Origin of the sequence: Bradyrhizobium sp. USDA 326 (assembly GCF_049739485.1) — a bacterium.
Classification (GTDB): Bacteria; Pseudomonadota; Alphaproteobacteria; order Rhizobiales; family Xanthobacteraceae; genus Bradyrhizobium.
This window is the reverse complement of the sequence record NZ_JBMGQA010000001.1, coordinates 628,569-655,505: the sequence shown is the minus strand read 5'-3', so window position 1 is coordinate 655,505 and position 26,937 is coordinate 628,569. Positions and strand designations below refer to the sequence as shown.

25 protein-coding genes and 1 pseudogene are annotated in these 26,937 nt (G+C 64.8%); 17 read left to right on the top strand and 9 right to left on the bottom strand.

Translation table 11 applies throughout. The annotated features are described in order from the left end of the window. The first annotated feature begins 262 nt into the window (after positions 1-262). Positions 263-2,593 carry a mechanosensitive ion channel domain-containing protein gene (locus ABIG06_RS03145; protein WP_370134168.1) on the top strand — a complete coding sequence of 777 codons (2,331 nt, stop codon included), beginning with the start codon at positions 263-265 and terminating at the stop codon, positions 2,591-2,593. An 82-nt stretch (positions 2,594-2,675) separates the two neighbouring features. Here ABIG06_RS03145 and ABIG06_RS03140 read toward each other — a convergent pair whose 3' ends face one another. Beyond that, complete coding sequence (locus ABIG06_RS03140; RefSeq protein ID WP_370134166.1) at positions 2,676-2,813, bottom strand: hypothetical protein; 138 nt, start codon at positions 2,811-2,813, stop codon at positions 2,676-2,678. A gap of 119 nt (positions 2,814-2,932) precedes the next feature. Between ABIG06_RS03140 and ABIG06_RS03135 the strand changes: the two are divergent. The 3 genes and pseudogenes from ABIG06_RS03135 (at position 2,933) to ABIG06_RS03125 (ending at position 5,687) form a co-directional block, all read left to right on the top strand. Further along, a pseudogene (locus ABIG06_RS03135) lies at positions 2,933-4,548 on the top strand (NAD-dependent malic enzyme). Positions 4,549-4,888: 340 nt separating this feature from the next. Continuing rightward, a complete protein-coding gene (locus tag ABIG06_RS03130) occupies positions 4,889-5,407 on the top strand; it encodes a septal ring lytic transglycosylase RlpA family protein (RefSeq protein ID WP_370134165.1) in 519 nt (172 codons plus the stop codon). Between the two features lie 103 nt (positions 5,408-5,510). Next, entirely contained in the window at positions 5,511-5,687 is a 177-nt protein-coding gene (locus tag ABIG06_RS03125) for a hypothetical protein (RefSeq protein ID WP_370134163.1), read from the top strand. A 93-nt stretch (positions 5,688-5,780) separates the two neighbouring features. On the opposite strand, the gene ABIG06_RS03120 is transcribed toward ABIG06_RS03125, so the two are convergent. The 3 genes from ABIG06_RS03120 to ABIG06_RS03110 form a co-directional block, all read right to left on the bottom strand. Beyond that, positions 5,781-6,086, bottom strand: a complete 306-nt coding sequence (locus ABIG06_RS03120; RefSeq protein ID WP_370134161.1) for a hypothetical protein — start codon at positions 6,084-6,086, stop codon at positions 5,781-5,783. Positions 6,087-6,171: 85 nt separating this feature from the next. Then, complete coding sequence (locus ABIG06_RS03115) at positions 6,172-6,444, bottom strand: hypothetical protein (protein WP_124160091.1); 273 nt, start codon at positions 6,442-6,444, stop codon at positions 6,172-6,174. Between the two features lie 128 nt (positions 6,445-6,572). Continuing rightward, positions 6,573-9,254: a flavin-containing monooxygenase gene (locus tag ABIG06_RS03110; RefSeq protein ID WP_370134159.1), complete on the bottom strand. Its 2,682-nt coding sequence runs from the start codon at positions 9,252-9,254 to the stop codon at positions 6,573-6,575. A gap of 192 nt (positions 9,255-9,446) precedes the next feature. Between ABIG06_RS03110 and ABIG06_RS03105 the strand changes: the two genes are divergently transcribed. Continuing rightward, positions 9,447-9,695, top strand: a complete 249-nt coding sequence (locus ABIG06_RS03105) for a hypothetical protein (RefSeq protein ID WP_370134158.1) — start codon at positions 9,447-9,449, stop codon at positions 9,693-9,695. A gap of 75 nt (positions 9,696-9,770) precedes the next feature. Then, positions 9,771-11,237 carry a carboxylesterase/lipase family protein gene (locus ABIG06_RS03100; protein WP_124159908.1) on the top strand — a complete coding sequence of 489 codons (1,467 nt, stop codon included), beginning with the start codon at positions 9,771-9,773 and terminating at the stop codon, positions 11,235-11,237. Between the two features lie 7 nt (positions 11,238-11,244). Here ABIG06_RS03100 and ABIG06_RS03095 read toward each other — a convergent pair whose 3' ends face one another. Beyond that, positions 11,245-11,424, bottom strand: a complete 180-nt coding sequence (locus ABIG06_RS03095; RefSeq protein ID WP_124159907.1) for a hypothetical protein — start codon at positions 11,422-11,424, stop codon at positions 11,245-11,247. A gap of 157 nt (positions 11,425-11,581) precedes the next feature. Here ABIG06_RS03095 and ABIG06_RS03090 point away from each other — a divergent pair, with 157 nt between their 5' ends. Continuing rightward, positions 11,582-12,376 carry a DODA-type extradiol aromatic ring-opening family dioxygenase gene (locus ABIG06_RS03090; RefSeq protein ID WP_370134154.1) on the top strand — a complete coding sequence of 265 codons (795 nt, stop codon included), beginning with the start codon at positions 11,582-11,584 and terminating at the stop codon, positions 12,374-12,376. A gap of 45 nt (positions 12,377-12,421) precedes the next feature. On the opposite strand, the gene ABIG06_RS03085 is transcribed toward ABIG06_RS03090, so the two are convergent. Genes ABIG06_RS03085 through glgC form a run of 3 tightly spaced genes read right to left on the bottom strand, consistent with a single transcriptional unit; the run spans position 12,422 to position 15,428 of the window. After that, positions 12,422-12,682, bottom strand: coding sequence for a SemiSWEET transporter (locus tag ABIG06_RS03085; RefSeq protein ID WP_024339661.1), 261 nt, complete (start codon positions 12,680-12,682; stop codon positions 12,422-12,424). A gap of 32 nt (positions 12,683-12,714) precedes the next feature. Then, a complete protein-coding gene (glgA, locus tag ABIG06_RS03080; protein ID WP_124159905.1) occupies positions 12,715-14,169 on the bottom strand; it encodes a glycogen synthase GlgA in 1,455 nt (484 codons plus the stop codon). Further along, positions 14,166-15,428, bottom strand: coding sequence for a glucose-1-phosphate adenylyltransferase (glgC, locus tag ABIG06_RS03075; protein WP_124159904.1), 1,263 nt, complete (start codon positions 15,426-15,428; stop codon positions 14,166-14,168). Before glgC ends, glgA begins: the two co-directional genes overlap by 4 nt. Before the next feature lie 348 nt (positions 15,429-15,776). Here glgC and ABIG06_RS03070 point away from each other — a divergent pair, with 348 nt between their 5' ends. Beyond that, positions 15,777-16,211, top strand: a complete 435-nt coding sequence (locus ABIG06_RS03070; RefSeq protein ID WP_124159903.1) for a hypothetical protein — start codon at positions 15,777-15,779, stop codon at positions 16,209-16,211. 320 nt (positions 16,212-16,531) lie between these two features. On the opposite strand, the gene ABIG06_RS03065 is transcribed toward ABIG06_RS03070, so the two are convergent. Continuing rightward, positions 16,532-17,509, bottom strand: a complete 978-nt coding sequence (locus ABIG06_RS03065) for an ABC transporter substrate-binding protein (protein WP_370134151.1) — start codon at positions 17,507-17,509, stop codon at positions 16,532-16,534. 475 nt (positions 17,510-17,984) lie between these two features. Here ABIG06_RS03065 and ABIG06_RS03060 point away from each other — a divergent pair, with 475 nt between their 5' ends. The 9 genes from ABIG06_RS03060 to ABIG06_RS03020 all read left to right on the top strand — a co-directional run bounded on the left by ABIG06_RS03060 (position 17,985) and on the right by ABIG06_RS03020 (position 26,910). Further along, entirely contained in the window at positions 17,985-19,088 is a 1,104-nt protein-coding gene (locus ABIG06_RS03060; protein ID WP_370134148.1) for an ABC transporter substrate-binding protein, read from the top strand. Beyond that, positions 19,066-20,088, top strand: coding sequence for an ABC transporter permease (locus ABIG06_RS03055; protein WP_370134146.1), 1,023 nt, complete (start codon positions 19,066-19,068; stop codon positions 20,086-20,088). The genes ABIG06_RS03060 and ABIG06_RS03055 overlap by 23 nt, the downstream gene beginning before the upstream one ends. Then, complete coding sequence (locus tag ABIG06_RS03050; RefSeq protein WP_370134144.1) at positions 20,082-20,879, top strand: ABC transporter ATP-binding protein; 798 nt, start codon at positions 20,082-20,084, stop codon at positions 20,877-20,879. Before ABIG06_RS03055 ends, ABIG06_RS03050 begins: the two co-directional genes overlap by 7 nt. Beyond that, positions 20,873-22,045 carry an acyl-CoA dehydrogenase family protein gene (locus ABIG06_RS03045; protein WP_370134141.1) on the top strand — a complete coding sequence of 391 codons (1,173 nt, stop codon included), beginning with the start codon at positions 20,873-20,875 and terminating at the stop codon, positions 22,043-22,045. The genes ABIG06_RS03050 and ABIG06_RS03045 overlap by 7 nt, the downstream gene beginning before the upstream one ends. Positions 22,046-22,066: 21 nt before the next feature. Then, a complete protein-coding gene (locus ABIG06_RS03040; protein ID WP_370134139.1) occupies positions 22,067-23,167 on the top strand; it encodes an LLM class flavin-dependent oxidoreductase in 1,101 nt (366 codons plus the stop codon). Next, entirely contained in the window at positions 23,164-24,102 is a 939-nt protein-coding gene (locus ABIG06_RS03035) for an ABC transporter substrate-binding protein (protein WP_124159897.1), read from the top strand. The genes ABIG06_RS03040 and ABIG06_RS03035 overlap by 4 nt, the downstream gene beginning before the upstream one ends. 333 nt (positions 24,103-24,435) lie before the next feature. Further along, positions 24,436-25,281, top strand: coding sequence for a CmcJ/NvfI family oxidoreductase (locus ABIG06_RS03030; protein ID WP_370134136.1), 846 nt, complete (start codon positions 24,436-24,438; stop codon positions 25,279-25,281). 101 nt (positions 25,282-25,382) lie between these two features. Next, a complete protein-coding gene (locus tag ABIG06_RS03025; protein ID WP_124159895.1) occupies positions 25,383-25,697 on the top strand; it encodes a septal ring lytic transglycosylase RlpA family protein in 315 nt (104 codons plus the stop codon). Positions 25,698-25,740: 43 nt separating this feature from the next. Continuing rightward, complete coding sequence (locus ABIG06_RS03020) at positions 25,741-26,910, top strand: Gfo/Idh/MocA family protein (protein WP_124159894.1); 1,170 nt, start codon at positions 25,741-25,743, stop codon at positions 26,908-26,910. Positions 26,911-26,937: the final 27 nt, after the last annotated feature.

The following is a 26,937-nucleotide window of genomic DNA, read 5'->3' as shown; positions in this document are numbered from 1 at the left end:
ATCACATTCCTTGCTTCCCCTCCTCGCCGTCGTTTCGCAATGACGGGAGAGGCCTTTGCGCGCGCGGAGGTTCTTGCGTGCGCGGTGTTTCGCCGACGCCGGCTCCTGATCTTGCATTGCGGCAAATGCCAAGAGAATGTCGCCTCAAAGGCCAACTTCCGACACAGGGTCGGGGCGAATAGCGGCAATCCGACATGATGTATGTGCTTCGTCGGTGATGGCCCCGACGCCGCTGGCGCATTCATATTTCCAGGGAATCCTCGTGTCGCATAAGCTGGCCGCGGCGCTCCTCGCCGCTCTCCTCCTCACGATTCCATCTCTCTCCGGCGCCCGTGCCGAGCCGTCTCCGCTGGCGGTAAATAGCGCTGCCCCACTGTCGCCCGACGAGGCGAAGCGCGCGCTGGAAACTCTTCAGGACGACAAGAAGCGCGCGCAGATGATCGACACGCTCCGCGCGATCGCCAACGCGTCCGGTCCGCAGCAACCCGCGCCCGAGCCAAAATCGCCGATCCCGCTCTCGGCCGACGGTCTCGGTGCGCAGCTCCTGCTCACGGTGTCGGAGGAGATCGGCGAGATCTCGGGTCAGATCGCCGGCATGGCGCGGACGCTCACGCACTTCCCGGCGTTCTACTACTGGATCATGCGGACCGCGAACGATCCCGCCGCCTACAACCTCCTGATCGAGATCGCCTGGAAGCTGGCGCTGGTGTTCGGTTCTGCCTTTTGCGCGGAATGGGTGATCTTCCGCCTGATCCGGCGTCCGGTGGCCTTCCTGGAAGCGCGCGTGCCACAAACGGCGCGCCTGCCAACCCAGACGCTGCCGATTGCCGATCCGCCGCCATCGGTCGTTGAAGTCACCCCCGAGCCGGAACTGCACAAGCGCCGTCACAGCCTCGCGCGGATTTGGCAGCTGTTGCTGCGGCTGCCTTTCGTGCTGGGCCGCATCGTCCTTGAACTGCTTCCCGTGTTCGTCTTCGTGGGCGTTGCCACGGCGCTGCTCGGGACTGAGATCGGCGAGCCCACGACCGTTCGCCTCGTGATCCTCGCAGTCATCAATGCCTACGCGTTCTCGCGCGGACTCATCTGCATGGTCCGGGCGCTGGCGGGGCCGTTCGGCCTGTTTCCGGTGCGCGCCGAGACCGCCGCCTATATCGAGATCTGGGCCCGCCGCATCGTCGGCGTTGGTGTCTCCGGCATCGCCTTTGCCAACGTGGCGCTGCTGCTCGGCCTGCACCGCGCCGGCTACGCCGCACTGCTGCGCATGGTGATGCTGATCGTGCACCTCTTCATCGTCGTCATCATCCTGCAATGCCGCCGCCAGGTCGCCGACGCCATTCGCGCGCCGGCCGAGCGGCAGGGGATTGCGGCCCGTTTGCGCAACCGGATCGCCGGCGGCTGGCATTATCTTGCCATCGCGCTGGACCTTGCGCTATGGGCGGTGTGGGCGCTCAACATCCGCAACGGCTATTCGCTGCTGCTGCAATATTTCGTCGGCACCATCGCAGTGGCGCTGGTCACGCGCGTCGTCATCATGGTGACGCTGAGCCTGATCGACCGCGGCTTCCGCATCAAGCCGGAGATCCTGCAGCGCTTTCCTGGCCTCGAGATCCGCGCCAACCGCTATCTGCCGCTGCTGCGCAAGATCGTGTCCGGGGTGATCGCCTTCATCGGCTTCGTCGCCGTGCTCGAAGTCTGGGGCGTCGACGCCATCGTCTGGTTTTACGGCGGCCAGATCGGCAGCCGGCTGATCTCCGCCGTGGTGACGATCGGCCTTGCCGTCTTAATCGCAGCTGCGATCTGGGAAGCCAGCAACGCGCTGCTGGACCGTCAGATCAATACACTGTCCCGGGACGGCCATTATGCCCGCGCCGCGCGTCTGCGCACCTTCCAGCCGATGCTGCGCACGGCGCTGCTCTGTCTGATCGCAACCGTCGTCGGCCTCACGGCGCTGAGCGAGATCGGCGTCAATGTCGCGCCGCTGCTCGCGGGCGCCGGCATCGTCGGCATCGCGATCGGCTTCGGTTCGCAAAAGCTGGTGCAGGATCTCATCACCGGCCTGTTCCTACTGCTGGAGAACACGGTCCAGGTCGGGGACAATGTCAGCGTCTCGGGGCTCTCGGGCGTGGTCGAGAATGTCTCGATCCGCACCATCCGCCTGCGCGCCGGTGACGGTGCCGTGCACATCGTACCGTTCAGCGCGGTCACGACCATCACCAATGCCAGCCGCGGCGCCGGCAACGCCTCCGTCAGCGTCAACGTCGCCTACAAGGAGGACACAGACCGTGCCGGCCAGATGCTGAAGGATATCGTCGACGAGATGCGCCGCGAACCGGAATTCCGCGCACTAATCCGCGGCGACCTCGAACTGTGGGGCATTGACAAGGTCGATGGCGCGATGGTGTCGATCGTCGGCCAGATCCGCTGCACCGAGGCCGGTCGCTGGCCGGTCCAGCGCGAATTCAACCGGCGCATGAAGCTGCGCTTCCAGCAGAACGGTATCGAGGTCGCATCCGCCACCCAGACCATCTTGATGCATATCGGGCCACCGGCGGATAGCACTGCCAGCCTGACGCCGCGGCGGGCGGCTGGATAAGCAGGTCTCCCAAACTTCCCGCTTGCCTCTACGGATGCGGCAGCATTCAGTCTGCATCCAGGTGCGAGAACATGGCCACTTTTCAGAAGGTTGAGACGGCGAAATGGTGGCCGATCGTGGAGGCGGCCGACGTTGAGCCGGAGCAGCGCCGTTGACCCTTTTCGAGCGCAACTGCCAGCCGTTCGCGAAAATCTCGCTGCGGTGCGAGATCATAGTCCATTCCCGAGTCCTCTCCGTCCTTGATCTGGATGGAGCGCTGGCCGACAATGTCCGCGATTCAACTACAAGCTCCTTGGGGGAATTCGTGAATAGGCCTGCCCGGGTCGTTACCCAACCGACATCGTCCAATCCGCAGCAGGGCATGACGCTGCTGCGGATCCCTTGCTCAACAAGGGGACTGCCTTCACGGAAGCGGAGCGGGAGACGCTCGGCCTGCGCGGCCTCTTGCCGCCTTGCGTGCTGACGATGCAGACCCAGGCCGAGCGAGTTCTCACCAACCTGCGCGCGCTTCCGACCGACCTCGAAAAATATGTCGCGTTGAACGCGCTGCATACCGCAACGAGGCATTGTTCTTCCGCGTCGTCGTCGACAATATCGACGAGATTCAGCCGATCATCTACACGCCGACGGTCGGGCTTGCATGCCAGAAATACGGCCTGATCTTCCAGCGGCCGCGCGGCATGTTCATCTCCTCGCGCGATCGCGGCCAGATCGCGGAGCTTCTGAAGAACTGGCCTTATCCGGCCAAGCTGATCGTCGTCACCGACGGCGAGCGCATTCTTGGTCTCGGGGATCTCGGCGCCAACGGCATGGGCATCCCGGTCGGAAAACTCTCGCTCTATTCGGCCTGCGCCGGTGTGCATCCCGAGTTGTGCCTGCCGATCGTGCTCGATGTCGGCACGAACAACGAGGAGCTGTTGAATGATCCGTATTATATTGGCCTGCGCGAGCGGCGGCTGACCGGTGAGGCCTATGACAGCTTCGTCGACGAGTTCATACAGGCTGCGCGAAAGACGTTTCCGGGCGTGCTGATCCAGTTCGAGGATTTCGCCAATCACTCCGCCTTCAAGCTGCTGCACAAGTACCGGGATGAAGCCTGCGTCTTCAACGACGACATCCAGGGCACCGCGGCGGTGGCGCTCGCAGGCCTGTTCTCGGGCTTGCGCATTTCCGGCGGCAAGCTCAGGGATCAGCGCATCCTGTTCCTCGGCGCGGGCGAGGCCGCGACCGGCATCGCCGATCTCGTGGTGTCCGCCATGATGGCGGAGGGCGCCACCGAGGCCGAGGCGCTCCGCCGCAACTGGCTGGTGGATTCACGTGGTCTCGTCGTCAGCGGCCGCGAGGGCCTCTCCGGTCACAAGCTCCGCTATGCCCACACCGACCAGGCGCCGATCGCCGATTTCCTCACCGCGATCAGGACACTGAAGCCGACGGCGATCATCGGCGTTGCTGCGGTTGGCGGCGCCTTCACGCCCGACGTGCTCAAGACGATGGCCGAGCTCAACGAGCGGCCGATCGTGTTCGCACTTTCCAACCCGACGTCGAAAGCCGAATGCTCGGCGGAGGATGCCTATCGCTACACCGAGGGTCGCGCGCTGTTTGCGTGCGGCAGTCCGTATGATCCGGTCACGCTCAACGGGCGCACCTTTGTGCCGCGCCAGGGCAACAATTCCTACATCTTTCCCGGCGTCGGCCTCGGCGTGATCGCCAGCGGCTCGCGCCTCGTCACCGACGAGATGTTCATGGCGGCGGCCCATACGCTTGCCGATTGCGTCGGCAACGAGGACCTCGTGCAAGGCAGTCTCTATCCGGCACTGCCGCGCATCCGCGAGGTCTCGGTCCGCATCGCTGCGGCCGTTGCCGACGTCGCCTATCAGCGTGGGCTCGCAGACGGACCTGCACCGAATGACGTGAAGGCTTTGGTCCAGTCGGAGATGTACGAGCCGCAATACTGAGGCACTAAAGCGCGATGCGATCAGGATGAATCGTCATCACGCCTTAGGTTGTTGTTTAAGCATGATCTCTTCGGAAAACAGCTGCGCACTTTTCCGGATCTTGCCTTAGGCTGACAGTTGATCGTCGCCAGAACGCAATCCGGTCTGGCGCTCGCCAGCCTCTGGTAAAGCGCCTGATCTCGCCGCCTCGCGCGCCGGCTCGGTTCCGATTCAGGACACGCCACTGTGGTGGAATCATCACAGCTGATCGTGAAACGGCCGCGGCCCCAGAGCCGCTTTTGTTCCGACAAGGTTCTGCCCTCATTGCCGACGGAAAATCCGGCTGTTCGGAGGGCGTACCATGTCTCGCATTGCACGTGCCGAAACTGCCCGGATTTCCTTCGCAACCTCATGCCGGCTGGTGCTCGCCGTCGTCGTCGCAGCATCGCTCGCCGCCTGCGCGCAAGCGCCGGTCGGTCGCCAGAAGGCCGATTTCGCCGGTTCCAGCCGGCATGTCGCGGTCGAGCGGCCGCACAGGGTGGCGGCGCTGCATCCACGCCCGATCAGCCGGGCGCGTGCCCCGGACCGTGACGCCAGGCAGACCCCCTCGCACGGCGTCGCCAGCTTCTATTCGGATACGGAAACCGCGAGCGGCGAGAAGTTCGACAAGAACGAGCTGACCGCGGCGCATCCGACCCTGCCGTTCGGCACCAAGCTGCGGGTCACCGATACCTCCTCCGGCCGCTTCGTCACCGTCAGGGTCAACGATCGCGGCCCCTATGTTCGCGGGCGCGTGGTTGACATCACCCCTTCCGCGGCCGAGGCGCTCGGCATGGTCGATAAGGGCATCACCAATGTCAGGCTCGAGGTCGTGCAATAGGGCGCGATTGATCGAGACCAACGCGACGCGCTTAACCCGCTGTTAGCTGCTTCTCGAGCACCATGGCTGCCCACGCAATTCGGGGCTTTGGGGGAGGCGGCGCTTGAACACGATCCACTATCTCGAAGATCAGGCTGCGCGCGCCGAGCGGCTCGCCAAACGGATCACGGATACGCTGACGATCGAAAAGCTCCTGACCTTCGCGGGCGAACGCCGTCGCGAGATCGAGGTCATCGCCGGCAAGCACCACGGCAATCGTTCCCCCCAAACCGTGCCCTGAGCGCATTGCGCCACGTCGTTCGGCGCGGAGCTTCTTCCCGGCGTCATCCCGGCGATGCACGAGGATGACGACATCATCGGGGCCGCGCGCGGTTCAGGGATGGCTCTCGACGAAGTCGCTGAGATAATCGGGCAGCATCACGCCGTCGATGTCGCAGCGCGCCTTTATCTCGCCAGCGACATCGGCCGAGATGTCCTTCATCCAATGCTCGAGCGTGTTGAACGAAATCACCTTGATGGGATCGTTGAAGCAGCCGGCGACGAGTTCGTCGATCGTGGTTTCGAGATCGCTCCGCTCAATGCGGATTTCGGTCGCCCGGTCGAGGCGATCGATCACCACGAACAGAGTCTGGTCTGCACCATAGGGCACGACAGGTGAGAGTATGCCAGCTTCTAGCATCTGAGGCGCTCACGCCTTGGCTTCCGATCGCTGACAACGGGAAAGACCGGATGAAGGTTCCTGCGCGCGTGCCTGCAAAGCGCCGTCAGAGAAATTCTCTCAACCGCGATAGCTCGGTGACGTGCTCGGGCGAGAGGATCTCCGTCACGAGTGGCGGCTGCGGCATCGTCCGGATCTCGTAGAGATGCCGGGTGGTCGCCGGCTTCTCCATGAAGGCCGAGATGCACTCGTCGAGGGTGCCTTCGCTTATCTGGTACGACTCCCGGTCCGGCCGGCGCTGGTTTGCAAGCGACGGCCATTTATGCAGCACCGCAAGCGCACCAAAATCGACCTTTGAACGCGCAATCGCATCCCCCATCGCACTCGCCTCACGCAAGAAGCGCCCCAGCACGCGGACTTGCGTGCCGGGGCCCACATCTATCGCTGCATCTCAATGTCACAAGCGCTGAACGCGGCAGCCGGGAAAAGGTTCCCGTCTCGTCGCGATCAGCTCGCTGCCGCCGCGATTTTGAGGCTGGCCTGGCCGCTGCTGTGCTCGTCGCCGCGGCCGACCTCCGGCGGGAGCCCGGCGAAGCGGCGCAAGGCTTCGGCCATCTGCACCCGGCCTGGCACCCCGGTGATCACCACATCGACCATGGTGAAGGATGAGTGGAAATGGCCGCGCGCCCTGAGCTGCCCGACCGAAACGCCGGCTGCGGCCATCGCCTCGGCATAGGCGACGCCCTCGTCGCGCAACGGATCGAACTCGCAGGTGACGACGAAGGCCGGTGGCAGCCTTTCGACCTTCCCGCGCAGCGGCGAGACGCGCGGATCGGTGCGATCGGCCGGCGAGCAGTAGAGGTCCCAGAACCAGTACATCAGCGAGCGCGTCAGGAAATAGCCGGTCGCATTGTCGTTGTAGGACGGGCGATCGAAGGTGCAGTCCGTGACCGGGCATATCAGGAGCTGGCCCGCGATTTCGGGCCCGCCACGATCGCGCGCGAGCTGGCAGGTGACGGCTGCGACGTTGCCGCCGGCGCTCCAGCCCGCGACCAGCACCGCACCAGGTTTGCCGCCGAGCTCGCCGGCGTGCTCGGCGATCCAGCGCGTTGCCGCATAGCCGTCTTCGGCGGCCGCCGGAAAGCGATGCTCCGGCGCGTGGCGATAGCCGACGCTGACGAACATCATGCCGGTTCGCCGCACCATGTCGCGGCAGAACGGCTCGTCCGACTGCTCGTCGCCGAGCACCCAGCCGCCGCCGTGGAAATAGACCACGACCGGATGCGGCCCGGGCGTTGCCGGCTTGTAGACGCGATAGGGCAGCGGACCGTCGGCGCCGGGCAGGGTGCCGTCGACGATCTCGCCGATCGGCCGTCCTGCCGGGCGGCTCTTGTTGAACTCGTTGACGAAGGCGCGCGCGCCTTCGGCGCCCATCGACTCGATCGGCGGCAGGTTGAGCGATGCGAGCAGGTTCAGCACCAGCCGCACGTCCGGCTGTAGCCGTACCACCTCGCCGTCATTGCATTGCGCAGCAACGTAGGGTCCGGTGAGCCTGAAGCCGAGCATGCCGCGGCTGACCACCTCGTCGCAGATGCTGCGATAGGGGCCGACGCCGCCGGTATAGGGCATCAGTCCCTGGACCTTGCCGGGGACGTTGGCGCCCGTGTACCAGGTGTTGGCGAGCCGGTGCAGCGTCAGCGTCGAACAGTCCGCCATGTGCCGGCCCCAGCCGGCCTGCGCCGTCTCGGTCGGCTCGATCGTGGTGAAGCCGGACTCGCGCAGCGCGGCCAGGCGATCCACGACCCAGTCGACATGCTGCTCGATCGACACCGCCATGTTCGACAGCACCGACGGGCTGCCGGGGCCGGTGATCATGAAGAAGTTCGGGAAGCCCGCGACCGTGAGGCCGAGATAGGTCTCGGGTCCCTTCGCCCACAGGTCGGAGAGCGACTTGCCGCCGCGCCCGGTGATCGGGTGCACGGCGCGGATCGCGCCGGTCATCGCGTCGAAACCGGTCGCGAACACGATGACGTCGAGGTCGATGCTGCGCCTGGCCGTCGTGATGCCGCCTGCGGTGATCGCCTTGATCGGCTCCTGGCGTAGATTGACGAGCGTGACGTTCGGCCGGTTGTAGGTGGCGTAATAGTTGGTGTCGAGGCAGGGGCGTTTTGCGCCGAACGGATGATCGTCCGGCGTGAGCGCCGCAGCGGTCTCGGGGTCCTTGACGGCGGCGCGGATCTTCTCGCGGATCAGGTCCTGAACGATCTTGTTGCCATCGAGATCGACGGCCTGGTCGGCCCAGAGCTGCGTGAGGATATAGACGAGATCGCCCTTGCCCCATGCTTCCTCGAACCGCGCGCGGCGCTCGGCATCGGTGAGCTGCCAGCTCACGACCGTCTGCTGAGGATAGGGCACACCAGCCATCGATTGGCGTGCCTGCTCGCGATAGGCGGCGCGATCGCCCTGCAGCAGGCTCATGCGGTCCGACGGCGCCGGACCGTTATGCGCGGGCAACGCGAAGTTCGGCGTGCGCTGGAACACGGTGAGATGTGCGGCCTGCTCGGCGATCAGCGGGATCGACTGGATCGCTGACGAACCCGTGCCGATCACGGCGACGCGTTTTCCCGCGAGGTTGACGCCGTCATGCGGCCAGCGGCCGGTGAAATAGACCTCGCCCTTGAAGTCCTTGACGCCGTCGATCTCCGGTGGCTTCGGCGTGGAGAGGCAGCCGGTGGCCATGATGTAATAGCGGCAGGAGACCGGTGCGCCATTGTCGGTCGTGAGCTGCCAGCGCTCGGACGCATCGCCCCATCTGGCTTCGGTGACCTTGGTCTTGAAACGGATGTCGCGCCTCAGACCGTAGCGGTTGGCGACGAAGCCGAGATAGCGCAGGATCTCGGGCTGGGTCGCGTATTTCTCCGACCATGTCCAGGCGGTCTCGAGCTCCGGGTCGAAGCTGTAGCTGTAGTCGATGGTCTGGATATCGCAGCGCGCCCCCGGGTAACGGTTCCAGTACCAGGTGCCGCCGACATCGCCGGCTTCATCGAGGGCGACCGTGGAGAAGCCGGCCTTGCGCAGGCGGTGCAAGAGATAGAGGCCGGCAAATCCGGCGCCGACCACGGCGACGTCGACCTGCTGAGCGGTTCCGCGCTCGTCTGAGACGCGTGTGACAACCATTGCGTCAGGCATGGTATTCCTCCCGTATGTTTTGTTTTGCCGGCAGGCTATCGCCGCAGGTTCAGCTTGTCATTAGAGCAAATGCAATCCCAGGGTGGTCGTTTGCGGCGGCAGCGTGACCGCGCGAATGTTTGAGGCATCACACGCACCGCGATGCACAATGGCCGTGATAGCCCGGGGTAATCAGAGCGTATCCGTCCGTGTATGCTTGCGCTTACAAGCCACGCGTACCGACCGGGCGTCATGACAGAGTTGAGCGAGCGAACCAAAGCGAACATGGACGTCGTCCTCGAGGAGACGTGCCGCCAATTGCCGCATGGCGGCGATCATGACAGCCGCAGGTTCATCGCCGAGCGCCTGATCGACGCGGCGCAGTCCGGCCACTCCACGCTCGGCGAGCTCGGCATCATTGCGCGTCGCGCGCTGGCGGAGTTGATGGGCAAAGGCAGCTAGGCGCGGGCGCAAGGCTTGCCTCGCTGACGGCCCTGGACATAACCTGCCCGGGATCCTTCATCGAGATCTTCGAAGATGCGGTCTTTGCTTGCACTTGTTGCGGCTTGCGCAGTCCTGTGCTGCGCACCATCGGCTGTGGCTCAGCCGGTCGGACAGTTTCCATTCGCGCTGACGCGTGAAGGGCAGATGCTCGGGGCCGTGGAAGGCGAGGTGGCATCGTTCAAGGGGCTGGCTTACGCGGCGCCGCCGGTCGGCGCGCTGCGCTGGCGCCCGCCGCAGCCGACGACCGAGAGCTCGGAAATGCGCACCGCTTACAATTATGCTGCGCCGTGCCTTCAACCGTCGCTGCAGGACTCGAGCGAGGATTGCTTGACGCTGAACGTGTTCCGTCCTTTCGGGGTCGACGGCCCATTGCCGGTGATGGTGTTCATCCATGGCGGCGCCTTCGTCTCGGGCACGGCCAGCGATCCGCTGTTCGATGGCGCCAGGCTGGCGCAGGCGGGCCTCATCGTGGTCACCGTGAATTATCGCCTCGGCGCCCTCGGCTGGCTCGCTCAGCCCGCGCTTTCGGATAGCGGCGGAAATTACGGCCTGATGGACCAGATTGCCGCGCTGCATTGGGTGCACGACAATATCGCGGCCTTCGGCGGCGACCCCGATAACGTCACTTTGTTTGGCCGCGATGCAGGCGCGACGTCGATCGCGCTCCTGATGCTGTCTGCGCAATCACGCGACCTCTTCCAGAAAGCCATTCTGCAATCGGTGCCTGGTCGGACGCGCCTGCGCTCAGTGCAAGAGGCGCAGGCGGTGGGCCGGCAGTTTGCGGCCGCGCTTGGAGGAGAGGCGGATTTGCGCGCAGCCGAGCCGCGGCGGCTGCTGGCCGCCGAAAAGCAATTGCTGGAGAAATCGTCGCGCAGCTTCGTGCCGATCATGGATGGGCGTCTGGCGACCGAGGATATCGCCCTGGGCTTCGCGGCCGGACATCAAAGCCGCATTCCCCTGATCATCGGCTCCAACGACGACGAGACGGGCTTCGACAATGAGTCCGATCTCGAGGAGGAGCTTGCCTCGTCCGGCATTGCCGGCGACGAACTGCGCAAGCTCTATCCGGACCTTGCCAGACCTTCGGATCTCGCGGCAAGGTTCTACACCGACAAGGTCTTCTCGGAGCCGGCGCGATTGCTGGCTCGCCTGCACGTTGCGAGCGGTGCGCCGGCGTTTCGCTATCGCTTCGTCTATGTACCGGAGGCTCGGCGCGCGGATCCGGAAGGTGGCCGCGGGCGGGAGTTGCAGTTCATCTTCGGTGCGGAAGGCGTGCCCGGCGCAGGCATCCTGTCTCGACGTGATCGCGCGGTCGCGAGCCGCATGCGCGCCTACTGGATCAATTTCGCGAGAAGCGGCGATCCCAACGGTCCCGACCTGCCACGCTGGGACGCGGCGGGCGGCGATCGCCTGCTGCTGATCACGAACGACCGCATCGCGAGCGACGACGATCCGCTGGCGGAGCGTCTCGACCGGCTCGCAGGTGAGGGCAGGAAATGAGTTGGAGTTACGCGGCGAGCTCGACGCGCGGCGCCAGGCTCAGCCGGTCTTCCTCCAGATAGTCCATCGCGCCGTCCTTCTCGACGGCGTAGAACTGCTGGCCGTCCCTGGACTTGAAGGCGGCGCGGACGACACCACGGCGGCCCTTGTCACTGTTGACGACGTCCCCCAGCGCAAACTTCCTCATCTCACGTCTCACTTATCTTGAGGCCGACTCCTTCGGCCACGCCGGGGATTCTGAGCGGCAAATCGTTAACGGCTTGCTAACCATGCAGGTTTGCCTATGCTCGCCCTGATCGCGCGGCTATGCACGCGCATGTTGCGAACCAGACGAGCCGGCATCCATGACTCGATTTCCGACGTTCTTCCTGTCCCACGGCGGCGGTCCCTGGCCGTTCATGGAGGACAGGCGGGTGCAATATGCGAAAACTGCGCAGGAATTCGGCCGGCTGCCGCAGCTTCTCCCGGAGCGACCGAAGGCCGTGCTCGTCATCACCGGACATTGGGAGGCCGATGCCTTCACCGTGTCCAGCTCGCCGCATCCGCCGATGGTCTACGACTACTACGGTTTCCCCGAGCATACCTACCACCTGAAATATCCGGCGCCCGGCAAGCCGGAGCTCGCCGCGGAGGTGAAGGCGCAGCTCGCGCGCGCCGGTCTCGATTGCCGCGAAGATTCCAACCAGGGCTTTGACCATGGCACCTTCGTCCCGCTCGGGCTGATGTATCCGAACGCCGACATGCCGATCGTGCTGCTGTCGCTGAAATCGAGCTACGATGCGTCCGAGCACATCAAAGTGGGACAGGCGATCGCTCCGCTGCGCGACGCCGGCATCCTGATCATCGGCAGCGGGCTCACCTATCATAACATGCGCGGCTTCAACCGGCCGGAGTCCAGGCCCGTCTCGTATGATTTCGAGGCTTATCTGAACGAGGCAATCAGCAGCCCGGATGCGGCGCGCCGCAACGCGATGCTGGTCGACTGGGAGAATGCACCGAGCGCGCGTCTTGCACATCCGCGCGAGGATCATCTGCTGCCGCTGATGGTGGCGGCTGGTGCTGCCGGCAGCGACGTCGGACGCCGCGTCTTCGTCGACGAGGTCGCGAACGTGGTGATGGCGTCGTATGTGTTCGGGTGACTGATCTTTCCCTCGCCCCGCCTGCGGGGAGAGGCGAGGAAGACCTCACCCGTATTTCAGCTTCATGAACAGGATGCCGCCGGCGAGCAGCATGGTGACGGCGTTGGCGGCGACGAGGGGCGCATCGCCGGAGAGCAGGCCGTAGACGAGCCAGAGCGCCAGGCCCAGCACCATGACCAGGAACATGCCGAGCGAGATGTCGCGCGCCGAGCGGGTCTTCCAGACCTTGATGAACTGCGGCGCGTAGGCGACGGTGGTGCAGGTTGCGGCGGCAAAGCCGAGCAGCTTGATCGCGAAGGGGTCCATGCCCGGCTCTATAGCATGGATTCGGCCATGCCTCACGCGCGGGCCGTCATGAGGCGGCGATAGAGCGCGGCATAGTCACCGGCGCGATTGCGCCAGGAGACGTCGGTCGCAAGGCCGCTTCGCTGCAGCCGGCGCCAGGTCAGCTTGTCGTGGAAGACGGTGTTGGCCTTGCGCAGCGTGCCGGCGAGGGCATCCGCCGTCACCGGGCCGAACTTGAATCCCGTGGCGTCGTGGCCCGACGCATCGGCCTCGCCGATATCGACGATGGTGTCCTCGAGACCGCCGACCCGGGAGACGATCGGCACGGCGCCGTAGCGCAGCGCGCAGAGCTGGGTCAGGCCGCACGGCTCGAACCGCGAAGGAACGACGAGGGCGTCCGAACCGGCCTGGATCAGATGCGCCAGAATCTCGTCGTAGCCGATCACGACGCCGATCCGGCCGGGATTGGCGCGGGCCGCAGCCTGATAGCGATCCTGCAGATCGCGGTCGCCGCTGCCGAGCAGTGCGAGCTGCATGCCCTCGCGCAAAATGGTCGGAATGGCCTCGAGCAGGAGATCGAGCCCCTTCTGCCAGGACAGCCGGCTGATGACGCCGAGCAGCGGCGCCTCGTCGGAGGAATCGAGATTGAACTGCTGCTGCAGCACCGCCTTGTTCGCGGCCCGTGACGAGAGGTCCTCCGCGCCGAAGCGGTATGCGATGTGCGGATCTTCCTGCGGATTCCACACCGATATGTCGATGCCGTTGAGGATGCCGCTCAGGACGCCGGAACGTTCACGAAGCAGACCGCCGAGCCCCATGCCGCCTTCGTCGCTCTGGATTTCCTTCGCGTAGGTCGGCGAGACCGTGGTGATGCGATCGGCGAATCGCAGGCCTGCCTTCAAGAAGCTGATGCCGCCGAAATATTCCAGTTCGCTGGCGTTGAAGGCGTGCCAGGGCAGGCCGATTGATCCGATCAGCCCGGGAGCGAACTTGCCCTGATAGGCCATGTTGTGAATGGTCATCACGGTGCCTGGCCGCGGGCGATCGTCATAGTGCAGATAGGCCGGCGCCAGCCCGGCCTGCCAGTCATGGGCGTGCACGATGTCGGGCACGAACGCTGTAACGAGGCCGTGGCCGATATCGGCGGCGATGCGCGACAGCGCCGCGAAGCGCACGCCATTGTCGGGCCAGTCGATGCCCTCGGGGGTGACATAGGGGTTGCCGGGCCGGGCATAGAGATGCGGCACGTCGAGCACGAACAGATCGAGCCCGTCATGCGAGCCTGCCAGCAGCCGTCCGGGGCCGCCGAAATAGTCCGGCCAGCGCCGGAGTTCCTCCGCGCCCGACACCAGGCGCATCACGTCGGGATAGCCGGGCATCAAGGTGCGCATCTCGACGCCATGCGCCTTCAGCGCAACCGGCAGCGCGCCGGCGACATCCGCAAGGCCACCGGTCTTGACGAGGGGATAGACTTCAGAGGCGACCGCGAGGACGCGAACAGGCGTCATGTATTGAGCCTGTCGATCATCGGCTGGGTGATCAGCGAGATGCCCTGCTCGGTGGTGCGGAAGCGCTTTCCGTCGAACTCGGGATCCTCGCCGACGACGAGGCCTTCCGGAATCTCGACGCCGCGGTCGATCACGACGTTCCTCAAGTGGGCACCGCGACCGACATTCACATAGGGCATGATCACGGCGTTCTCGACATTGGCATAGGAGTTGATGCGCACGCCGGTGAACAGCAGCGAGCGGCGCAGCGAGGCACCGGAGATGATGCAGCCGCCGGAGACCAGCGAGCTCACCGCCTGACCGCGCCGGCTCTCCTCGTCGTGAACGAATTTCGCCGGCGGCGTGATCTCCGCATAAGACCAGATCGGCCAGGCGCGATCGAACAGGTCGAGCTCGGGCACGACGTCGGTGAGGTCGATATTGGCTGCCCAATAGGCGTCGACCGTGCCGACGTCGCGCCAATAGGCGCGGGTGTCGCTGCCGGAGCGGACGCAGGAGGTCGAGTACTGGTGCGCCATCGCGCGGCCGTTCTTGACGATGTAGGGGATGATGTCCTTGCCGAAATCGTGGTTCGAGTTCGGGTCTTCGGAGTCGCGCTTGAGCTGGTCGAACAGGAATTTCGCGTCGAACACGTAGATGCCCATGCTGGCGAGCGAGACGTCCGGCTTGCCCGGCATCGGCGGCGGATCCTTCGGTTTCTCCAGGAATTGCTGGATCCAGCCGTTCTCGTCGATATGCATGATGCCGAAGCCCGAGGATTCTGCCCGCGGCATCTCGAGGCAGCCGACGGTGACGTCGGCGCCGCTCTCGACATGCTGGCGGAGCATCACCTCGTAGTCCATCTTATAGATGTGGTCGCCGGCCAGCACCACGATGAAGCGACAGGCGTGGGATTCGATGATGTCGATGTTCTGGTACACCGCGTCGGCCGTGCCGACATACCACATGGTCTCGGAGACGCGCTGGCTGGCGGGAAGGATATCAAAGCTCTCGTTGCGTTCGGGGCGAAAGAAGTTCCAGCCCATCTGGAGATGCCGGATCAGGCTGTGCGCCTTGTATTGGGTTGCAACCGCGATGCGGCGGATGCCCGAGTTCACCGCGTTCGACAGCGCGAAATCGATGATGCGGGACTTGCCGCCGAAATAGACTGCGGGCTTGGCGCGCCGGTCGGTCAGTTCCAGGAGCCGGCTGCCGCGCCCGCCAGCCAGGACGAACGCCAGTGCCTGACGGGCAAGCGGCTCAGGTCTCGCGGCACTCATGTCGTCCTCCCACAACTCTGGCGCTCGCGAGAAGCCTCCCGGCCGCGCACATTGGAACCGATAGTAATGGCACGAATAGTAAATCGTGAAGGTGGTTGTTGGTTGCGAAAGCACGGGAAGCTTAATGCTTTGCGGGTGTTCGGACCTCAGGCGCCGTCGCACCGGTGTCGCACGAGGCGCGGTCGCCGAGCTTCGCCGAGCACCGGTTGATCAGAACGGAGGCATGCGTCTTGTGCGGTGCACGCAAATTCCAGGCTTTGAAATTCAAGGCTTTGACTTGGCGCAAGGATGCCCGATCATGACGCTGCGATCCTTTTCCAAGCCAAAGGTCAGACAGGGAGTAAGACGATGAGGATCTGGAAGACGGCAATTGCCTGCTCGTTGGCCGGCGTGGTCATGGCAGGCCAAATCGGGCAGGCCGCGGCGGGCCCGATGCCGACCAACGTTGCGACGATGAAGGCAGCGGCCGGCGACGATGTCACGCAGGTGCATTGGCGCGGTGGCGGCTGGGGATTTGCCCTTGGTGGTCTCGCCGCCGGCGCGATCATCGGCGGCGCCATCGCCAGCGGCGCGCCGTACGGCTATGGCTATTATGGCGGCCCGTATTATGGCGGCTACGGATATCCGGGCTACGGCTATGGTTATGCTCCCGCGTATTACGGCTATGGCTACGGACCGGGCTATGCCTATCCGCGATACTATCGGCCCTACCGCCCGTATTACAGCTATGGCTATTACCGGCCGTACCGGGTCTATCGCCGGCACTATTACAGATATTGGTGAGCGCCGCGGCTAGAACGAGAGCCACACGATCAAGCTCATGCATGCGAGATGCATGAGCACGATCGCGGCGAGATGCAATGGGCCGGGCTTGAGGCGAAGCCCGCGCATTCGGCCGCCCTTTGCTTTGTTGGATTTGCCTGTTGCCGCGAACACGGTGCGCTCCCTCCCCCGCTTGCGGGGGAGGGCCGGGGAGAGGGTGTTTCCTCTAGCGAGAACCCCCAAGAGTCGAGAGCCCTCACCCGCGTCGCTTCGCTCCGCGACCTCTCCCGCAAGCGGGAGAGGTGCACCGAGCGCGCGGCTCAGTTCAAAGGTCATATCGTTTAGTTCGATCCCGCGGCCGCCGCCGTGAAGCTGCGGTCGACGGCTTGGCTCACGTCGAGCTTCTTCGGCAGGATGCCGTAACGCGTGGAGCGGTCGGAGGCCTCCTGCACCTCCTTCACCAATTTATCGTCGATCACGATCGGGCTGGTGCGCTGCGCGGTGTAGGCCGATAGCAGCACGTCCTCCGGTAGCCTGGTCAGCTCGGCCGTGTTCCTGGCGTATTCGCCGAGGTGATCGAGCGACCATAGCCGCGCCTTGTTCAAACGCTGCACGAGATCCTGCACCGCCGCGCGCTTGGTCGCGATGGCGTGGTCGGAGGCGACGATGAAGGTGATGGTCGGCGTCAGGCCCTCGCCGTCGGCAATCACGCGGGCCTTGTCCTTCAATGTCGCGAACGAGACGTAGGGCTCCCACACCGCCCAGGCGTCGATCGAGCCTGCGACGAGCGCGATCTTTGCGTCGACGGGGCCGAGCGGCGCGAAGGTCGCATCCTCGAGCCTGATCTGCGCCTTCTCCAGCGTCGCGTCGATCAGGAACTGCCCCCAGCCGCCGCGTGTGCCGGCGAGGCGTTTGCCCTTGAGGTCGGCGGCCGACCTGATCGGCGAATCCTGGCGCACCAGGATGGCCTGCGTCTTCGCGTCCGAGTGCGTGCCGCCGATCGCCTTGATCGGCGCGCCCGCTGCATAGACCGAGAGGAACGAGAGATCGCCGGTGTAGCCGACATCGAGCGCTCCGGCGTTGAGCGCCTCCAGGATCGGTGCGGCCGCGGGAAATTCCGACCATTCGATCTTGTAGGGCAGGTCCTTCGCATAGCTGGAGATCTCGAGCAGCGAGCGGTTGCCGCCCTTCTGGTCGCCGACGCGCAGCACGACGGTGTCGGCGATCGATGCAGCCGCCGTCGCCAAGGTGATGGCGGCGGCCAGCAGCGAGGCCGCAAGCCGGCGCGTGATGGAATGGTCTTGGGAGTTGATGCTCATTGGGATCCGTCTGGTTGCTTGGCTCATGATGTGTGAGCGAATGATGCAGCGGGATGTTCAAGTCTATGAGCACGCAATGCGTCGTCAATGAAATGGCCAACCGTATTGCGTGCGCGATCGGCAAAGACCTTTCAACGAAGCGAGGCTTTCGAGAACGCGCGGCTTGCGTAGCGGAAAATGCGTACGGATGAAGCAAGCGATGGAGTCGTGATCCGCTTTGCATGACGATGCTACAGCGAAAATCCTTTCATCGTTCCCGCTCGCGCCGATGGAGAGAATGACTTCGCTTCGCGTCACATTCGAAATTCCATTTCATTGACGATGCGGCTCGCACGCCGCATGATTTGCGCATCGCATCAACGCGGCGCAGGAAGCGCCGACGAAGAACATTCTCTCAACGCATCTCCGTACGGAACATGCGCAACGCAATGCGTTGTGCAAACGGCGGAGCTGTGCCAACTCAGGAGCGGGGCTGATGGACAAAGATAGCGAGCGCGGAGAATCGAGCCTTGACCGGCGTCATTTGCTCCAGGCGGGGTTGGCTGCGGCGTTCGCCGCGCCGCTCGGCGCCTTTGGTGCAGCACAGGCCTTTGCACCGCGCGTCGTCGCGCCCGGCGTCGATTTCTCGGAGTTTCCGCTGTGCCGTACGGCCTCCGACGCGCCCGCGCTCACCGGCGCGCCGCGCAAGCTGAAACTGTCGTGGAATGCCGGCGCGGTCTGCCTCGCGCCGGTGCCAGTCGCCATCGAGCACGGCTTCTTCCAGAAGCACAATCTCGACGTCGAGCTCGTCAACTATTCCGGCTCGACCGATCAGCTGCTCGAGGCGATCGCGACAGGGAAGAGCGATGCCGGCCTCGGCATGGCGCTGCGCTGGCTGAAGCCGCTGGAACAGGGCTTTGACGTCAAGATCGCCGCGGGCACCCACGGCGGCTGCATGCGCGTGCTGTCACGCACCGATTCCGGCGTCGCCAAGCTCGCCGACCTCAAGGGCAAGATCGTTGCGGTCGGTGATCTCGCGGGTCCCGACAAGAATTTCTTCTCGATCCAGCTGGCGAAGCTCGGTATCGATCCGGTCAAGGACGTGGACTGGCGTGCCTATCCCGGCAATCTGCTCAACGTCGCCGTGGAGAAGGGCGAGGTGCAGGCGTTCCTGTCGTCCGACCCGCTCGCCTATCTCTGGCTCAAGGACACGCAGTACAAGGAGGTCGCCTCCAATCTCGACGGGGAGTACCGCGAGAAGAGCTGTTGCATTCTGGGCCTGCGCGGCTCGCTCGTGCGCGAAGAACCTCAAGTCGCGCGCGCCATTACCCAGGCGCTGCTCGATGCCGCGATGTTCACCTCGCAGAATGCGACGATCGCGGCGAAGTCGTTCCAGCCCTACGCGCCGAAGGCGGCGACGCTCGCCGATATCGAGGGCATGGTGCGCTACCACACCCACCACCATCATCCCGTCGGCGAGACTTTGAAGCGCGAGCTCAAGGCCTATGCCGACGATCTCAAGAGCGTGCAGGTCTTCAAGCAAAGCACCGACACCGCCAAATTCGCGGAGCGCATCTATGTCGACGTATTCGCTGTCTGACGGCCTTGCCTCCGGCGCGCCGCGGCTTTCGCGCGCGCCGCTGCTGGCGATCTGGATCCGGGACTCCGGCGTCGGCGTTCTCGCCAGCATCGCGTGGATCGCTTTCGGCCTGTCCTGCCTGTGGTGGGAGGACGTCGGCGACTGGTCGCGCACGCATTCGCTCGGCATCGCCGCCTTCGTCATCGCGGCGATCGCGCTGTTCGGAACCGTCGGCGTCGACTATCTTGGGGCAGCGGGAAAGGCGTTGCACAAGCGGGCGCCGTGGCTGGTCGCGCTCGGTGCCTTCCTGACCGTGTGGGAGGTCGCGACCGCAAAGTTCGCCTGGCTGCCGCTGCCGTTCTTTCCGCCGCCGCAGGCGATCATCGAAGTCTACACCGATGACTTGCCAAAGCTGCTCGACAGCGTCTTTGCGTCCGTGAAACTTCAACTCGGCGGCTATCTGATCGGCGCGACGATCGGCTTTCTGACCGGCATCTCGATCGGCTGGTCGCGTGCGGTCGGCTATTGGGTGCACCCGGTCCTGCGCTTCATCGGTCCGCTGCCGGCGACCGCCTGGCTGCCGATCGCCTTTTTCACTTTCCCGTCGAGCTGGAGCGCCTCGACCTTCCTGATCGCGCTGGCGACGGGCTTTCCTGTCACCGTGCTGACCTGGTCGGGCGTCGCGAGCGTCAGCAACGCCTATTACGACGTCGCGCGGACACTAGGCGCAAGGCCGTCCTTCCTGGTGTTGAAGGTCGCGATCCCCGCCGCATTGCCGCACGTCTTCGTCGGCCTGTTCATGGGGCTCGGCGCGTCCTTTGCCGTGCTCGTCGTCGCCGAGATGATCGGTGTCAAGGCCGGGCTCGGCTGGTACCTGCAATGGGCGCAGGGCTGGGCCGCCTACGCCAACATGTATGCGGCGCTGATCGTGATGTCGCTGCTCTGCTCCGGCGCGATCACACTGCTGTTTTCGATTCGCGACCGCTTGCTGGTCTGGCAGAAGGGGACCGTGAAATGGTAGCCGCAGCTCTAGCCGAAATTGCCACGCATCCGGCCGCCGGCGCGGCGCTCGACATCGAGCAGGTCAGCCATGCCTTCGACATCGACGGTGCCGAGCTGCCGGTGCTGAGCGACGTCAGCATCTCGGTCGAGCCCGGCGAGTTCGTCGCGCTGCTCGGCCCCTCCGGCTGCGGCAAGTCGACCTTGCTGCGGCTCGTTGCCGGACTCGACAAACCTAAGGCGGGGAGGCTGCGGGAGGACGAAGACCGTATCAGAAGTCCACATCCCTCGCGCGTGGTCGTGTTCCAGGATCCGACCCTGTTTCCCTGGCGGTCGGTCTGGGACAACGTGGCGCTGGGGCTCGAGGCCCAGGGCATCCTCAGGAGTCAGCGTCACCGCGTCGATGCCGCGCTCGATCTCGTCGGGCTGTCCTCCTTCCGCAAGGCCTACCCGCACCAGCTCTCCGGCGGCATGGCGCAGCGCGTCGCGCTCGCGCGGGCGCTGGTCAATGATCCCAAGATCCTGATCCTCGACGAGCCGCTGGGAAAGCTGGACTCGCTGACCCGCATCACCATGCAGGCCGAGCTCGTCTCGCTCTGGCAGCGCAAGGGCTTTACGACGTTGCTGGTGACGCACGACGCCGAGGAGGCGCTGGTGCTTGCCAACCGGGTCATCGTCTTCAGCGATCGTCCCGCGCGCGTGAAGGCCGACATCCGCGTCGACCGCCCATATCCGCGCCATCGCGGCGATCCGTATCTGGCCGATCTGCGTCGCCAGATCCTTGGTTTGCTGGGGTTGGATGCCACATGGTGACGTCCGTAGCCGAGGACCGCACGGTCCGTAGCGAGCCCGACTACGTCGCCCGTGCCGAGACGCTTGCGGCAAGCTTTGCCGCGCGCGCCGCCGAGCACGACCGCACCGGCAGCTTTCCCTTCGAGAATTTTCGCGAGCTGTCGGAGGCGGGCTTGTTGTCGCTGACGGTGCCAGCGGTCCATGGCGGGGCCGGTGCTGGCGCCCGATATGCCGCGCGCGTGCTCGGCATTCTCGCCAAGGCCGATCCGTCGACCGCGCTGGTGCTGTCGATGCATTACATCAATCATCTCGTCATGGCACGCAGCCCGACCTGGCCGGCGCGGCTGTCGCGCAAGCTTGCGCGCGAGAGCGTGGAAGGCCTCGCTCTGATCAACGCGCTGCGCGTCGAGCCCGAGCTCGGTTCACCGGCGCGCGGCGGCCTGCCAGCGACGATTGTGTGTCGAACCGAGACCGGCTGGAGCCTGACCGGCCACAAGATCTATTCGACGGGATCGCCGATCCTGAAATGGTACCTGGTCTGGGCGCGGACCGACGAGGCCGAGCCGCGCGTCGGTCAGTTCCTGGTGCCGGCGGGCTTGCCGGGCACACGCATCGTCGAAACCTGGGACCACCACGGCCTTCGCGCCAGCGGCAGCCACGACGTGATCTTCGAGGACGTCGTGATCCCGCGCGACGCCGAGATCGACGTGCGCAAGCCGGCGGATTGGCGCGCGCCCGACATTACACAGGTGGCCGTCCATGCCGTCTTCGTCGCCGCGATCTATGACGGCGTCGCCCGCGCCGCACGCGACTGGCTGATCACATTCCTGAAACAGCGCGTGCCGGCCAGCCTGGGCGCGCCGCTCGCAACACTGTCGCGCGCGCAGGAGACTCTTGGCGCGATCGAGGCGCGGCTCGCGGTCAATGCGCGGCTGATCGACACGTTCGCCCGCGATGTCGACGAGGGCGTCGAGCTTTGCGCCGGCGAATCCAATGCCGTCAAGCTGACGGTGACCAACAATGCCGTCGCCGTGGTCGAGGACGCGTTATCGCTAACCGGCAATCACGGTCTCAGCCGTACTAATCCGCTGGAGCGGCACTATCGCGACGTCCTGTGCGGTCGCGTGCACACGCCACAGGACGATTCCACGCGCGTCGGCCTCGGCCGCGCTGCACTGGGCCTCTAGGACATCAACAGGGAGACGATCATGTCGATCGAGTTCATCGGCTTCATCAGTAACAACAATTCGTCCGAGACCATCGTCCGCGAAGGACCGGTTCTCAACCCGACCCACATCGAGACGGTGGCGAAGGCGCACGAGAACGCCGGCTTCGATCGTGCGCTGCTGGCGTTTCATTCGACGACGCCCGATTCGCTCCAGGTAGCCCAGCACGTGCTCAACACGACCAGCCGCCTCAACGTGCTGATCGCGCAGCGGCCCGGTTTCACCGCGCCGACGCTGCTGGCGCGGCAGTTCGCCGTGCTCGATCAGTTCTCTCGCGGCAGGGTCGCGATCCATGTCATCACCGGCGGCAATGCCACCGAACTCCGGCAGGACGGCAACACGCTCGACGACAAGGACGAGCGATACGCGCGGACCTCCGAGTTTCTCGACGTGCTCAAGCTGGAATGGACAAGCGACAGGCCATTCACCTACAAGGGCAAGTACTACCAGGTCGAGAACGCCTTCTCGCAGGTGAAGCCGTATCGTCCCGAAGGCATCCGCGTCTATTTCGGCGGAGCCTCGGATGCGGCGATCGACGTCGCCGGCAAGCACGCCGACACTTTTGCGCTGTGGGGCGAATCCTACGCGCAGGTGCGCGATGTGACCTCGCGCGTCCATAACGCCGCGGTGAGGCAGGGCCGGCCGACGCCGCGCTTCAGCTTGTCGGTGCGGCCGATCATTGCCCCGACTGAAAAGCAGGCCTGGGAGAAGGCCGAGGAGATTCTGACGCGCGCCACCGCGCTCCAGGACAAGACCGGCTACCGCAAGCCCGCGGACGGCCATGCCACTGCCGGTGCGCGGCGCCTTCTCGCGCTCGCCGACCAGGGCAGCCGCATCGACAAGCGGCTCTGGACCGAGATCGCAAAACTCACCGGCGCCAACAGCAACACAACCGCGCTGGTCGGTACCCCCGAGCAGGTCGCCGAAGTCTTCGGCGACTATTACGATCTCGGCATCAGACATTTCCTGATTCGAGGCTTCGACCCGCTGCTCGACGCCATCGAATATGGCCGTGAGCTGATCCCGCTGACGCGCGAGCTGATTGCCAAGCGTCAGGCCGTTCGCGGCGAGGCTGCGGAATGATCCGCCTCATGCTGGCCTGCGCGCTGCTGCTCGGTTCGTTCGGGCTGACGGCGGCACAAACCACCCTGCGTGTGGGCGACCAGAAGGGCAATGCACAGGCCGTGATGGAGGCGGCCGGCGTGCTCAAGGACGTTCCCTACAAGATCGAGTGGCGGGAGTTTCCGGCGGCAGCTCCACTGCTCGAGGCGCTCAGCGCCGGTGCAATCGAGACGGGCCTCGTCGGTGACGCGCCCTTCACCTTTGCCGCCGCCTCCGGCGCGCCGGTCAAGGCGATCGCCGCCATCCGGCAGACGCGCGAGGGCCTCGCGATCATCGTGCCGGAGAACTCACCGATCAGGAGTTTCGCCGATCTGCGCGGCAAGAAGATCGCCACCGGCCGCGGCTCGATCGGCCATCAGCTGATCCTCGCCGCGCTGGAGAAGAACGGCTGGATTGCGAGCGACGTGCAGATCGCATTCCTGGCGCCCTCGGACGCCAAGATTGCCTACATGCAAGGCTCCGTTGATGCGTGGTCAACCTGGGAGCCCTATGTCAGCCAGGAGGAGGTGCTGTTCAAATCGCGGCGGATCATCACCTCAGAGGGCCTGACGCCGGGTCTGAGTTTTCAGGTGGCGCGGCCAGACGCGATCCGCGACAAGCGAGGGGAGTTGGCCGACTTCGTTCGACGTCTCACCGCAGCGCGGGCCTGGTCGCTGAGCAACGTCGATAGCTACGCCGCGACCTGGGGCAGGCTGATGAACATCCCGACCGCCGTGCCGCAGAACTGGTTGTCGCGGGCCAAGATCCGGATCGCCCCAATCGACGACGGCGTGGTCGCGGACGAGCAAAGCACGATCGACCTCTATTTCCGCTGGGGCCTGATCAAGCAGAAGCTCGATGCAGCCGAGATCGTCGATCGCTCCTTCGCGGGCGCGATCGCGAAGGCGGGGTTGTAGCCTCTACGCACACTCTCGTGTCCCGGACGCGCTGCAGCGTGAAACGCTGCTGCGCAGGCTCGGGACCCATGGCGCACAGATTGCGTCCGGTTAGATGGGCCCCGGCTCAGCAGCGCACCACTTGGTGATGCGCTGCGTCGGGGCACGAGACCTCTCAAGCGCTCGAGCATCCGTGAAGCGGGAAGACAACTTCCAGCCCAATCGCGTTCCTCGAAACAATCCTCCTGTATATAGCGCTCGCGACAGCAGCCTCATTGCTATTTGCATCGCACCTCTTGCGACGCGGTGAACTCCCGCAAAAATCAATCCGACGACCACATCGGGAGACTGGCCATGGGCCTGCAAGAAACGAAAATCGAATCGCTTCCCTTCGTCACTGCCGAACTCAACTATCTCGCGCCGACATCGGGCAAGCCGCGTACCTACGCCTTCGACCCGCCGCCCGGCGAGCCCAAGAGCACGTCGCTGCCTGAGCCGCATCAGGTGCCGATCTTCGACGGGCGGCTGATTGCGCAGAATTTCTCGCTCGATCGTGAAGGCTTTGCGCTGGTGCGTCACCCGACCCAGGTGAAGGATTTCTACAACGACGAAGAGGTGAGGGCGGTCTATTATCCCGCCGTGGAGGCATTCCTGCGTGCTACGCTGAAGGCGGATCGGGCCTTCATCTTCGACCACACCGTGCGCAAGCGTGTCGAGGGTGCTGCGGATATCCGAGACGCCGGCCCGCGCCAGCCGGCGACGCGCGTTCATGTCGACCAGACCGCCGTCTCCGGCGTCAATCGCGTGCGCGAGCATCTGCCTGACGAGGCCGAGGAGCTGCTGAAGGGCCGTGTGCAGGTGATCAATCTCTGGCGGCCGATCCGCGGCCCCTTGCGCGATTCCCCGCTCGCGATGGCCGACGGCACGACGGTCGCTCCCGACGATCTCGTCGCCTCTGACCTGATCTATCCCAACCGTCGCGGCGAGATCTATTCGGTGAGATACAATCCGAACCACCGCTGGTTCTATTTCCCGGAGATGACGCCGGACGAGGCGCTGCTGCTGAAGTGCTACGATTCCGCAACCGACGGCCGCACCCGCTTCGGGCCGCATACCGCGTTCGTCGATCCGACCACGCCGGCAGATGCAGCGCCGCGCGAAAGCATCGAGGTCCGCACGTTGGTGTTTCACCGGCAGTAACAAAGTGTGATCCCCCGCGGGGCACTTCCCGGCAGGGTTCCCGGAACCTGAGGGAACAAAGCGACGTTTGCAGCGCCAGGCAGGGTAACCGGGAGGGTGCCGTGCAAGCGCAGATGACGCTATTGCTATCTCTGGCCAGCTTTTTGCTTTTTGCCTTTTCTGTTGCCCACGCCGAAAGCGGGCTTGCTTCGTACTACGGGTACAGCAAGGCCGGCAGAGGCGGCGAGCTGACCTGCGCCCATCGCACGCGCCCGTTCGGCAGCGTGCTCAAGGTGTCCTATAGCGGACGCACGATCCAGTGCCGCGTCAACGATCGCGGTCCCTTCATCCGCGGGCGGATCGTCGATCTCTCGGTGCCGGCCGCCCGCGCGCTCGGCATGATGAGCGCGGGAGTGGTGCGGGTCTCGGTGGAATAGGCTTCTGAGCGCGCTATAGTGCCGCCCAAAGCAAGGGGGCACCATGGCCAGGATCAGGGTAGGACTCGTCGGCTGCGGCTTCGTGTCGGAGCTGCACATGCATGCTTTCCGCCGCGTCTATGGCGTGGACGTCGAGGTTGCGGCGGTTGCGGCGCGTGGCGACCACGTTGTTGAATTCGCTGTTCGACACAACATCCCGCGCGTCCATCGCAACTTCGCCGATCTGATCGCGGACGTCGATCTCGACGTCATCGACATCTGCACGCCGCCCAATCTCCATGCCGGGATGATCGTCGGCGCGATGCAGGCCGGCAAGCATGTAATCTGCGAAAAGCCCTTCGCCGGCTATTTCGGCCGCGAGGGCGACGAGCAGCCCATCGGCAGGCACGTGCCGAAGGCGCTGATGTATGAGCGCGTGCTGGAAGAGATGGACGCGACGCGCGCCGCGATCGAGCGGACAGGAAAGCTGTTCATGTATGCCGAGGACTGGATCTACGCGCCGGCGGTGACCAAGACCGCGGAGATCATCAAGGCGACCAAGGACAAGATCCTGTTCATGAAGGGCGAGGAGAGCCATTCCGGCTCGCACGCCGCCCATGCCGCGCAATGGGCGATGACCGGCGGCGGCTCGCTGATCCGGATGGGCTGCCATCCGCTCTCGGCCGTACTGTATCTCAAGCAGGTCGAAGCGAAGGCGCGCAGCGAGACCATCCGCGTCGCCAGCGTCACCGGCGATGTCGGCAACGTCACCGCCGGCCTCAAGCCCGAAGAGCGCAGCTACATCAAAGCCAATCCCATCGATGTCGAGGACTGGGGCACGCTCACCGCGACCTTCTCCGACGGCACCAAGGCCACCGTGTTCTCCGGCGACATGATCATGGGCGGCGTGCGCAACCTGATCGAGACCTATACGAGCGGCGGCTCGCTGTTCGCCAACATCACGCCGAACACCCATCTGATGAGCTACCAGACCAGCGATGAAAAGCTCGCCGGCGTCTACATCACCGAAAAAGTCGATCGCAAGACCGGCTGGCAGTATGTCTGTCTCGAGGAGGAATGGACGCGCGGGTACTTGCAGGAGATCCAGGATTTCATGGAATGCGTCGTGACCGGGCGCCAGCCGCTCGCCGACCTCGCGCTGGCCTATGAGACGATCAAGGTGAACTACGCCGGCTATTGGGCGGCGGAGGCGGGACGAAGGGTGGTGTTGTAGTGGTGCGCTTCTCTTGCCCTCCCCTCC